The sequence below is a fragment of the Kineococcus esterisolvens genome (assembly GCF_050871405.1).
GTDB lineage: Bacteria > Actinomycetota > Actinomycetes > Actinomycetales > Kineococcaceae > Kineococcus.
Genome location: NZ_JBJLRI010000101.1, coordinates 1 through 10,640 on the forward strand (window position 1 = coordinate 1; position 10,640 = coordinate 10,640).

Here is a 10,640-nt window from a genome sequence, read left to right on the forward strand (position 1 = left end):
ACCGGCTCGGACCCCGGCGCCGGCTCTTCGGAGAAGTCACTTCCCGGACCCGCCACGTCCATCGTCGCCACGCGCCGACGAAGCCGCAAGAGCCCCGTTAGACCCCGCCCTTGACACAGAAGGGAGCATGACCGTGACGTCCGTGACCGTGAAGTCGGGGCAGCCCGGGTGAGCCGCTGACGGCTCCAGTGGTGCTGCTCGCCCTGACTGCGCCCGTCTGCCGGCCGGGCACTCATCCTGTGGCGTCGCCTGCTGCAGAGGTGAGGTCCACGCGCTGCGCGGTGACCGGAGGAGTGCACCGGGCCGGAGGCCAGAAAGTGTCACCACCAAGACGGCTGGAAGCGTCACCGATGTCCTGATGCGGAACTGTCACCGATGTCCTGCGACATGACAGCGCCGTAGGGCTGTGAGCTGGAGGTCTGCGTCACGGGCGGTGTCGTCGACGCATCACCCGGATCGCGGGATGACCGTGAAGTCGCCGGCTGCGCGGACGGCGGGATGTGCAGTACATCGGGCGGCCTCGAACGTCCCACTGACGATCTTTATGTGGGAATCGGGCGAGACCGTTCGAATATGGCGGCTGTGCAGTGCTGACGGCCAGCTCACCCGGGGTAGCCCGCGATGCGCACATGCGTGTCCTCAGGCATCCCGGAGCCACAGGGCCGCGTAGCCGACCAGTTGGCTCACCGTGGCCCACAACGCCAGCACGGCAGCGGCGACCCTCACGCCATAGCCCCCGCCCGAGGGGGACGTGAGGACCTCGCCGGCGGTGCTGGGAAGGTAATCCCGCACGGCGTCGAGCCAGTTCGCGGAGCCGAGCTCCGTCAGCGTCGGCGCGGCTAGGAGGACCAGAGAGAGCACGAGGATCGTGACGAGGGTGCTGCGCAGGACCGTGCCGATCCCGACGGCGATCACGGCGACCACGGCGAGGTAGCCGCCGGCGCCTGCCGCAGTGCGCACGTATTCGTCCATGCCGGTGGTCGAGGCAGCATCGCCGAGGGCCAGGACGGCGACGACCATGCCCACCACGGCCAGCGCGGCTCCGGCCAGGAAGGCCACAGCTGCTGCGAGCAGGGACTTGGCCAGCAGGACCTGCCCGCGCAGGGGCGTGGCGCGCAGGGTCAGCCGGATGGCGCCGCTGCCGTACTCCCCGGTGATGACGAGGATCGCCACGATGATCAGGGGCAGCTGGGCGAAGGTGGCGGCGTCGGCTGCGGTCTGCGGAGCGGAGGCGATGAGGTCGTAGCCGTTGGCGGCACTGGCGGCCACGGACAGCCCGATCACGGCGCAGGCACCGGCCATCAGCAGCAGTGAGGCGCCCAGCGCCAGCCAGGGGAACCGGGTGCTGCGCAGCTTGACCCACTCCGCCGAGGTGGCAGCCACCACGCTCTGCGCGGCGGTCGTGAGGCTCGTCGTGGTGCTCACGCTCCCTCTCCTGCCGGGTCCACGGACCGCGCGGCGTACTCGACCTCGCCGCCGGTCAGTTGCAGGTAGGCCTGTTCCAGGGATGCCGAGGCTCGGCTCAGCTCGTGCACGGGCGCGTCCAGGCGGTGGGCCAGGTCACCGATCTCCTCGGAGCTGGCACCGGAGACCAGCAGGCCGCCGGGCGTGCGGTCGACCGTGAACCCAGCCACAGTGAGCCCGTCGGCCAGGACGTCTGCGCGTGGGGAGCGAACGCGCACGGCACCAGAGGTCGCGGCGCCGATCACCTCCTGCAGGGGCGCGTCGGCGAGCAGGCGTCCGCGGCCGAGCACGACCAGGTGGTCGGCGGTCTGCTGCATCTCGCTCATCAGATGGCTGGAGACCAGGACGGTGCGGCCCTCGGCGGACATGGAACGCATGAGGTCGCGGATCCAGCGGACGCCGTCGGGATCCAGGCCGTTGACCGGCTCGTCGAAGAGCAGCACCGCAGGGTCCCCGAGCAGGGCGGTGGCGATCCCCAGGCGCTGGCGCATGCCGAGGGAGAAGCTCGTGACCCGGCGTCCGGCGACGTCGCCCAGACCGACCACGTCGAGGACCTCGCTGACCCGCCGGGCGGGGATGCGGTTGCTGCGGGCGGTCGCCAGCAGGTGGGCGGTGGCGGTGCGCCCGGAGGGGCTGCTGGCGTCGTCCAGCAGCGCGCCGACGTGGCGCAGCGGGGAGGACAGCGACGCGTAGGGCCGGCCAAGGACCAGCGCCTGCCCCGCGCTTGGATGGTCCAGGCCGACGATCATCCGCATCGTCGTGGACTTGCCGGCGCCGTTGGGGCCGAGGAAGCCGGTCACCTGGCCAGGACGGACTTCGACGGTGAGGTCCTCGACGGCGGTGGTGGTGCCGTAGCGCTTGGTGAGGCCGGTGAGGGTGATCACGAGATCAGCTCCGCAGGGAGGTCGTCGGGCGCGGCGTCGAGGACAGGGCGGGGCAGGGCGCGCAGGTGCTGGTCGAAGAAGGCGGCCAGCCAGGTGCGCTGCACGGACAGGCTCTGCGCGGGATCCACCGAGCCGATGGCCGCGGTGACCGCGGCCTCGTCCAGGTCGAGCGCGGCGTCGAGCTGGGGCAGCACGGTCTGCAGATCGGTGAAGCTGAGGTGCTCGGCGCCGGGCAGGTGCAAGTCGCGCCTCCACCCGGTCAGGTCGGCCCAGAAGGCAGCCCAGTCTGGAGAAGCCAGGTGGTGGTGCGGATTGCCGGTGCCTTCGTCGGTGCCGGCCCCCACCAGCAGGAACGGGCGTCCGATCTGAGACTCCCGCTGGCTGCGGAGGGCGGTCGGCATACTGCCGTCGAGGTTGACGCCGGCATCGATGCGCGGGTCGGCGCGCATGGCCTCGGCGACGGCAAACCCGCCGAGGGAGTGGCCCAGCGCCCCGACGTGGTCGAGGTCGAGCACGGAGGCCAGCCTGTCGGGCAGCTCCCGCCCTCCGGCGTCCGGCTCGGCTCCCCCCACCACCGCTTCGAGGGTGTTGAGGACGAAGCGCAGGTCGAGTACCCGCGCGGCGAGGGCCTCGGCGGCGTCCAGCTCGGCGACGGGGAGCACCAAGCCGTCTGGGAACTCCACCGGCGCCTCGTAGGTGCTGTCCACGGTGACCACCACGTAGCCGTGGCTGGCCAGGTCCTCGACCAGGCTCGTGCCGAGCGCGCGGGACAGGCCACCGCCGGAGGAGTACAAGACGACGGGACGTCGGCCGCTGCCGGTGTCGACGGGCGCACGGGTCTGGGCGTGGGACGTCGCCCCGCGGAAGTCCGCATCGCCGGCGTCGATGCCCAGGTCACCCGTGCTCTGGTCGTAGAAGGAGGCGATCCGGCGGGGCAGGTGCGGAGCGAGCGGTGCGCCGTCGCGGTGGCGCGCCGGGTACCAGAGGCTCACCACCAGCTCGCGGGGGCCGCCCTCGGGGGCGTGAGGGTCGCCACGGTCGTCGTCGACCAGGTGCAGCTCGAGCGTCCCGACCTGCACGGGTCCTGTCGGTGCAGGGAGCGTGAAGGACACGGGTCCAGCTCCGCGGGAGGGCGCGGTGCTGCGGGCCACGGCTCCTGGCAGGACCGCAGCAGCGATGAGCACCAGCACCGCCGCGGCGGCCAGGGCGAACCGGCCTCGGAGCGCGGCACGGGGTCGGGTCGACGTCATGGCGAGGAGCGTGACCGTCGGGATGTTGTCTGCGGACCTGTCGTCGGGCAGGCGGCACCCCTGACGAAAGTCAGGGATGTCCGCCAACGCACCGGAACGGGCTCGAGGCTTCCTACGATCGGTGCATGGGGAGCCGCTGGCCCGATGCGCCGTGGGCGCTGGGCCTGATCGTCGCCGTGGTCGCCGCCGCCACGGCCACCAGCGCTGCCTGGGCGTGGCTCCTGGTTCCGCCAGTGGTCGTCGTCTCGGCCCTGGCCGGTCGGCACCTGGCGTCCCTCCGGACGGCTCTGCTCGCGTTCGCCGTCGCGGCGGTGGTCGGGCTGGTCGCCGCCGTGGCGCAGCGGGGGGTCGCGGCGTGGACTCCAGTGCTGGGCGTGCTGATCGCCACCGGGTTGGAGGTGGTGCTCCCGTGGTGGCTCGGACGCAGCCGCAGGCTGCGGCTCGAGCACGCCCGCAGAGAGCGGACCGTGCTTGCCGAGCAGGCACGATCGCAAGAGCGGGCCAGGATCGCCGCCGACATGCACGACTCCCTGGGCCACGAGCTGGCGCTGATGGCGCTGCGCAGCGGGGCCCTGGAGCTGGACCCTTCAGCGACGGAGCGCCAGCGCTCTTCCGCAGCGGCGGTGCGGACCAGTGCCGTGGCCGCCACCGAGCGGCTGCACGAGATCATCGGCGTGCTGCGTGAGGAGGTCGGTCCCCCGGATCCGCTGCCGCAGGACGACGACGTCGAGGCGCTGGTGCGGCGGGCGCGGGCCGCGGGGGTCGACGTCGACCTGCGCCGCCGCTCTGGCAGCGGTGGCGGGTTGTCGCTCACGGCTCGCCAAGTCGTGCACCGGGTGGTGCAGGAGGCCCTCACCAACGCGGCGAAGCACGCGCCCGGGGAACAGGTGGTGGTGGAGGTCGACGAGGCCGTCGACCCGGTCGCCGTAAGCGTGCGCAGCGACCTTTCCCGGCACGCTCACCCTGCCCCGGTCGGCGGAGGGCGCGGGCTCTGCGCGCTCGAGGAACGGCTGCGCCTCGTCGGTGGTTCTCTGCGTGCGGCGGCGGACCAAGGGGCGTTCTGGGTGCGGGCGGAAGTCCCGCGCGAGACGCGTTCTGGAGGGCAGCACCGCGGAAGTGACCCCGGGTGGTCGCCTGCGGTGCAGCAGCTCCGGCGCCAGCGGCGCCGAAGCCTCGCCCGCACGTCAGCGCTGCCTGTCCTCCTGGCCTTCGTCGTCCTGGCTGCGCTGCTGGGGGTGCAGGCGGTCACGGTCTGGCAGACGGCCCTGCATCCAAACGCCTACGCGGCGCTGCGCGTGGGCCAGTCGTACGACGAGGTGCGAAAAGTCCTGCCTCCGGACAGCCAGGATGAGCCCCCACCGGTGCTCGCGGTGCCGCCGGCGCCTGTCGGGGCGATCTGCCGGTACTTCCAGGCCCGCGCGCACGTGCTCGACGTCAGCCAGGACATGTACCAGCTCTGCTTTCGAGAGGACTCGCTCGTGTTCAAGGACCACCTGCTGCCGAGACCAACATGACGCACGATTCCGTTGCGGCCGCTCCGGTGCGCGTGCTCATTGCCGATGACGAGGCCATGGTCCGCGCCGGCGTGCGCTCGATCCTCGAGACGGACGCGGCCATCGAGGTTGTCGCCGAGGCGGGCGACGGCCGTGAGGCGGTGGAACTGGCGCGGCGCCACCGGCCCGGTGTCGCGCTGTTGGACATCCGGATGCCCGTGCTGGATGGCCTGGAGGCGGCCCGGCAGATCACCATCCTCGTGCCGGAGACGAGAGTCCTCGTCCTGACCACCTTCGGCGACGACGCCCACGTCGAAAGGGCGTTGACCAGTGGCGCCGCAGGGTTCCTGCTCAAGGCGTCCGACCCTCGAGAGCTCATCACCGGGGTGCACGCCGTCGCCGACGGCGCCGCCTACCTGTCCCCCCGGATCGCCCAGCGTGTGATCGCCCACTACCGAGATGGGAGCCGCGGCGACAGGGCGCAGGCCCAGCTCAGGATCGACCTGCTGAGCGGCCGGGAGCTGGACGTTCTGGCCCTGCTGGGCACCGGGCTGTCGAACCACCAGATCGCCCGACGCCTTCACCTGGTCGAGGGGACGGTCAAGGGTCACGTCAGCGCCATCCTCACCAAGCTGGACGCGCACAACCGCGTCCAAGCCGCCGTCCTCGCCCACCGAGCCGGCCTCGCGCCTGTTGCGGATCACCGCTGAGCAGTCCACATCAACGATGTGAGTCGGTACCGGTAGCTGATCGTCTTCCCGGGACGTCCGCCCGCCACCGGCCGGGCGAGTCACCGCCTCAAGGAGACCATCCCGATAGACCCGTCCGACTTCGGGTCCCGCACAGGGCGCCCTACGGAGCGAGATGCCCTAGCGGCTTTGGGCGTCGAAGCCAGGGCCGATCCACCTCGACGACAGCCGGCTCGGTCTCCACCGTGCCCGCTCTCCCTGCGTGAGGTGCTGACCAGCTGTCGCCCCGGCGACACACCCGTCGTCACCGACCTCGGCTAGCTCGCCTGTTCTGTATCCGACCCGGCCCGCAGGCAACGCCTGAGCGCAGGCAACGCCTCAGCGTGATGTGAGGTGACGTGGGCTCGTGGCGGTGGGGTGTGACCCGGCCTTGCTCAGGGCAGGCGCAGGGCCATGCCGATGGAGCCGGGGGCGGTGTCCTGGAAGCCGTGGCGGGCGTAGAGGCGGCGTCCGGGTGGGTCGGCGAGCAGGTTGACGTAGGCGCCAGCCGGTGCGCGCCGGTGCACCTCGTCCACCAGCGCGCTCAGGACCGCGTCGCCCAGGCCGCGGCGCTGGTGCTCGGGAAGGACGGCGATGTCGACGATGTGGAAGTACCAGCCACCATCGCCCAGCACGCGCCCCATGCCGACCGCACGCCCGCCGTCCTGCCCGCTGACCTGGTGGTGGACGTGGCAGGCGGCCCAGCTGCCGGGGATCGCTGCTCGTGCTTGTTCGGGGGTCTTTGGACTGAGCCCGGCACGTTCGCGCAGGTGCAGGTAGTCCTCGACGCTCGGGGCGGTCGGCAGCAAGGTGTAGCCGTCGGGAAGGGGAGGTGTCACGGCGCCGATCCTCGCCGAGAGCCGGTGGGTGCGGCGCGGTGGGTAGGACCGTCCGGCCATCGCCATGGCCTCGTCGGCGGCCGCTGGCGATCACGCGCAACGCGGGATGACCGTGACGTCGCCCAGTGCGAGAGATCCCGTCCATGGCCTGAGCTCCGGGATCGAACGCGGGTAGGCAACCGGATCTGCCGGGCTAGAAGGATCAGCGGGGTCAACCCACGACGGTGGACACCTACCGACCGCTCCGCGTCTGGTGACGACGATCCAGAACGGCGGCGCCGGCCGCTGCGGAGATGACGACCGCGCCCAGAGCGGCGGGCAGGTGCACGGCGTGGGCGATGACGGCGCCGGCGGCGGCGGTTCCGGTCGAGCCGGCAGTGATCTTCAACGCGCCGACCCAGACGAACGTCTGCCCCCGCGCTGCCGGGGGTGCGTACTCACTGCGGGCGGCCAGGGTCGTAGCGAAGAAGAAGGCGTTCAGGACTCCGGCCAGGGTGTAGGCGGTCGCGGCGACCCAGACGGTAGGGGCCAGAGCGACGCCGGCCAGGGCGACCGCGACGGCGAGGGCCAGGACGGGCAGGGCCCGGTCGGCGTCACCTCGCAACGGTCGAACCATTACGGCGACCGAGCCGGCGAGGTTGCCCACCCCGTAGACGGCGGTGAGGAGACCTGCGGTGGAGGGGGCTATCCCGAACCGGTCGGTGCTGGCGACGGCGGCAATAGGTAGGACCGCCACCGAAGCGGCCACGACCATCGTCAGGTACAGCGTGCGCCGCAGGGCTCCGGTCGTGGCGATGATCTTGAGGGTGGCCAGCGGTCGGGGCACAACGCCGGCGGCTGCGGGTGGGGGCGCGTGGGGCAGCAGCCGCACCAGCACCGCGGCCACCACCGTCGCGGCGGCCAGGACCAGAGCGGCCACGGTGGGGGTGGACCAGCCCGAGACCACGGCCACGATGCTCGGGCCGATGGTGCCGCCCAGGCCGTAGGTCGCCACGTCCCACCCCTGCGCCCGCCGCTGCGCGACCTGGCCGGGGCCGGCGATCGCCGGGAGGCGGGAGCTGATTCCCCCGGTGAGCAGGGGGCCGGTCAGGCCGGTGGCGATCAGCAGCAGAGCGGTCAGCGCAGTGGGGACGTGGGGGTGGAGCAGGACCGCCGCGGCCAGGGTGGCGCCGTGGGCCACGCACGCCAGCGACAGCACGGTGCGCCCGTCGCGGGCCACGTCGAGGCTGCGGGCCAGGAAGGGGCCGAACAGGTGCGGGAAGGTGATGCAGGCCCCCAACAGCCCGGCCACCCAGCCCGGCCCACCGGTGGCGGTGACCAGCAGGACCACGGCGACGACCCCGCCCCCGTCAGCGCTGCGAGCCAGGGTCGCAGCGCCGACGTAACGAGCCAGCGCACCGGCTTTGCCCGGTGGGGCAGGACCGTCGTGGGCGGCTGCGACGGTGCGGGGTGCGGGTGCGTTCACGGTGCGGGGTGCAGGTCGAGCTGTTCGAGCACGTCGGCGACCTCCAGCCGGTCGGCCGCGTTCAGGCCTCGCAGGGGCAGGGGCAGGCAGGACCGCTGCGCCAGGCCGAGGTGCTCGGCGACGGCGGCGGTGACCCGCAGGCTGCCGTAGCGGGTGAACAGGTCCCACAGCGGCTGCAGCCGGGCCGAGTGGGCCAGGGCTGCCTGGCCGTCGCCGGAGCGGGCGGCGCGGGTGATGTCCAGCGCGGGGTGCGGGAGGGTTCCGGCGATGACGGAGTACCAGATCCCGCAGCCGGCGTTCAGGCCTCTCGCTGCGGCGGCGTCGCCGGAGATGCCGACGCTGACGTGGCCGGGCAGCAGAGCGTGCAGAGCGGCGACGCGTTCGGCGGCGGCCTGCGGGTCGGCGGGCAGGGCGGGGATCTTGATGGAGGCCACGCGAGGCAGTTCGGCAATGCGGGCGTACAGCTCGTCGCTGAAGGTGAAGTGGGTGGTGCCGGGGTTGTCGTACACGACGAGCGGCACGGCCAGGTTGGCCGTGACGTCGCGGTAGAGGCCGTAGACGTCATCGTCGGTGTGCTGCTGGTAGGTCAGGGGGGCCAGCAGCACCGCCGCGGCGCCGGCGTCCTGGGCGTCTTCGATGAGGGCGTGGACGTGGCGGGTGCGCAGGGCGCCGACCCCGACGAACACCGGGACGTCACCGGCGTGCTCGATGGCGATGCGGGTGGCCGCGGCCCGCTCCTGGTCGGAGAGGTAGGCGTAGGAGCCGGTGGAGCCCAGGACGGTGATGGAATCCACCTCCGCCTCGGCCAGCCGGTCGATCAGGGCGGCGAAGGCGGCTTCGTCCAGCCGGTCCTCGCGCAGGGGCGTGAGAGGGAAGGCGCTCAGGCCGGTGAACAGGGTCACGGTCGGTTCCTCTGCGGGGTGGGAAGGGTGTCCAGGGTGTGCAGGTCGGCGGCGAAGGCCACGGCGTGCTCGGGGGTCAAGGTGGCGGTGGTGACCCGCAGCGCCGGGGCCGGGTGTGGCCGAGCCGAGAAGGCGGATCCGGCGCGCACGGCCCAGCCCCGCCGGGCGAGGCCGTCGACCACGACGGCTTCGGTGGTGCGCAGCGGGATCCAGAGGTTCAGCCCGTCCGTGGCGGGGAATACCTCGACGCCCTGTTCGGCCAGGGCCGCGGTGAGGTGGTCGCGGCGCTGGCCGTAGAGGTCGCGGGCGCGGGCGCACACCGCCTCGTGATCGGGAGCGGTCAGCAGGGCGGAGGTGGTGTGCTGTAGGAGGTGGCTGACCCAGGTGGGCCGGCCCAGGCGGTGCTGGATCCGTTCGACGGTGTCGGTGTCGGCGTGCAAGACCGCTACGCGCAGGTCGGGGCCGAGGAACTTCGAGACCGAGCGCACCAGCGCCCACCGCCGCGCCGTGGCCGGGATCACCGGGTGGTGCGCGGTGGTGGCGATCTGGGAGAAGTGGTCGTCGTCGATGACCAGCACGTCCGGATGAGCGGCGAGCAGGTCGCGCAGGGCGGCAGCCCGGGCCGCGGTGAGGCTGGCGCCGGTGGGGTTGTGGGCCCGGGAGGTGCAGATGACCGCGCGAGCTCCGGCCGCCAGCGCCCTCGCCAGGGAGTCCACGACCATGCCCTCGGCGTCGACGTCCACGCTGCGGGGCCGGTAGCCCCCGGCGGCGAGGGTGCCCACGGAGAGGAAGAACCCCGGGTCCTCCACCGCCACGGCGTCCCCGCGGACCAGGTGGGCGGCCAGCAGCCGCTCCACGGCGTCCACCGCGCCGCTGGTCACGCTCACTCGACCGGCGTCGGGACGGGGCGGGACCGGCGACGTCACCGGGGCCGGGGCCGATGTCGGGGCTGGAGCCGACGTCGACGTCGTCGGCTCCGGCCAGGTCGTCACCATCGTCGACTCCGCCCAGGACCGCAGCCGGTCCTCGACCGGCTCGGTCCCGTACAGGACGGGGCGGTAGCCGGTCAGGGCGTTCGACCAGTCCGGCAGCAGGAGTGGATCCGGGTTGCCCGAGGCCAGGTTCACCACCGCCGCGCTGGAGGGAGCAGCACCTTCCCCCTGCACGCTCGGCAGGCCCAGCACGGTGGTTCCCGCGCGCCCGCGCGCCTCGACGACCCCGGCGGCGGCGAGCTGGGCGTAGGCGGTGGCGACGGTGTTGCGGTTCACGCCGAGGTCGGCGGCCAGGGCCCGGATGGGCGGCAGGACCGCCCCGACGTCCAGCTCGCCCTGGCGGATCAGAGTGCGGACGGAGTCCACGACCTCAGCTGCGGTTCGCCCCTGGATGACCGACACCACGCCACCGTAGCATTTGTCCTAGGACAAATGAGGCGGGTTCTCGTCTGCAAATTGCGACGTGCTTAGGTTCTCGCGATCATGCGCTCTTCGAGGCGGTCTCAAGGGGTCAGCGCAACACTTCCTCGATCGGGTGATTCGGGGAGGTTGTCGTGCCGCGTGGGGACTTCGAGAAGCTGACACCGTTGATGATCGAGGCGGTCTGGAACAAGCTGCGATCA

9 protein-coding genes are annotated in these 10,640 nt (G+C 72.5%); 2 read left to right on the forward strand and 7 right to left on the reverse strand.

Annotated elements, in window-relative coordinates; translation table 11 throughout:
* Nucleotides 1–639: 639 nt before the first annotated feature.
* Genes ACRYR8_RS19765 through ACRYR8_RS19775 form a run of 3 tightly spaced genes read right to left on the reverse strand, consistent with a single transcriptional unit; the run spans nt 640 to nt 3,598 of the window.
* Nucleotides 640–1,425, reverse strand: coding sequence for an ABC transporter permease (locus ACRYR8_RS19765; RefSeq protein ID WP_432486006.1), 786 nt, complete (start codon nt 1,423–1,425; stop codon nt 640–642).
* Nucleotides 1,422–2,348, reverse strand: a complete 927-nt coding sequence (locus tag ACRYR8_RS19770) for an ATP-binding cassette domain-containing protein (protein WP_432486007.1) — start codon at nt 2,346–2,348, stop codon at nt 1,422–1,424. The genes ACRYR8_RS19765 and ACRYR8_RS19770 overlap by 4 nt, the downstream gene beginning before the upstream one ends.
* Nucleotides 2,345–3,598, reverse strand: coding sequence for an alpha/beta hydrolase family protein (locus ACRYR8_RS19775; protein ID WP_432486008.1), 1,254 nt, complete (start codon nt 3,596–3,598; stop codon nt 2,345–2,347). Before ACRYR8_RS19775 ends, ACRYR8_RS19770 begins: the two co-directional genes overlap by 4 nt.
* Nucleotides 3,599–3,723: 125 nt before the next feature.
* On the opposite strand from ACRYR8_RS19775, the gene ACRYR8_RS19780 reads away from it, so the two are divergent.
* Both ACRYR8_RS19780 and ACRYR8_RS19785 read left to right on the forward strand, forming a co-directional pair.
* Complete coding sequence (locus tag ACRYR8_RS19780; RefSeq protein ID WP_432486009.1) at nt 3,724–5,112, forward strand: sensor histidine kinase; 1,389 nt, start codon at nt 3,724–3,726, stop codon at nt 5,110–5,112.
* Nucleotides 5,109–5,801: a response regulator gene (locus ACRYR8_RS19785; RefSeq protein WP_432486010.1), complete on the forward strand. Its 693-nt coding sequence runs from the start codon at nt 5,109–5,111 to the stop codon at nt 5,799–5,801. Before ACRYR8_RS19780 ends, ACRYR8_RS19785 begins: the two co-directional genes overlap by 4 nt.
* 413 nt (nt 5,802–6,214) lie before the next feature.
* Here the strand turns inward: ACRYR8_RS19785 and ACRYR8_RS19790 are convergent, their stop codons facing one another.
* The 4 genes from ACRYR8_RS19790 to ACRYR8_RS19805 all read right to left on the reverse strand — a co-directional run bounded on the left by ACRYR8_RS19790 (nt 6,215) and on the right by ACRYR8_RS19805 (nt 10,419).
* Nucleotides 6,215–6,658 carry a GNAT family N-acetyltransferase gene (locus tag ACRYR8_RS19790; protein ID WP_432486011.1) on the reverse strand — a complete coding sequence of 148 codons (444 nt, stop codon included), beginning with the start codon at nt 6,656–6,658 and terminating at the stop codon, nt 6,215–6,217.
* A 232-nt stretch (nt 6,659–6,890) separates the two neighbouring features.
* Nucleotides 6,891–7,988: an MFS transporter gene (locus ACRYR8_RS19795; RefSeq protein WP_432486185.1), complete on the reverse strand. Its 1,098-nt coding sequence runs from the start codon at nt 7,986–7,988 to the stop codon at nt 6,891–6,893.
* 131 nt (nt 7,989–8,119) lie between these two features.
* Nucleotides 8,120–9,019, reverse strand: coding sequence for a dihydrodipicolinate synthase family protein (locus ACRYR8_RS19800; protein WP_432486014.1), 900 nt, complete (start codon nt 9,017–9,019; stop codon nt 8,120–8,122).
* Between the two features lie 2 nt (nt 9,020–9,021).
* Complete coding sequence (locus tag ACRYR8_RS19805; RefSeq protein WP_432486013.1) at nt 9,022–10,419, reverse strand: aminotransferase class I/II-fold pyridoxal phosphate-dependent enzyme; 1,398 nt, start codon at nt 10,417–10,419, stop codon at nt 9,022–9,024.
* Between the last annotated feature and the right edge of the window lie 221 nt (nt 10,420–10,640).

Bases quoted from the DNA above. Each gene is read 5' to 3' on its own strand.
- ACRYR8_RS19780 (WP_432486009.1), top strand. From the start codon at position 3,724: ATGGGGAGCCGCTGGCCCGATGCGCCGTGGGCGCTGGGCCTGATCGTC.
- ACRYR8_RS19775 (WP_432486008.1), bottom strand. From the start codon at position 3,598: ATGACGTCGACCCGACCCCGTGCCGCGCTCCGAGGCCGGTTCGCCCTG.
- ACRYR8_RS19785 (WP_432486010.1), top strand. From the start codon at position 5,109: ATGACGCACGATTCCGTTGCGGCCGCTCCGGTGCGCGTGCTCATTGCC.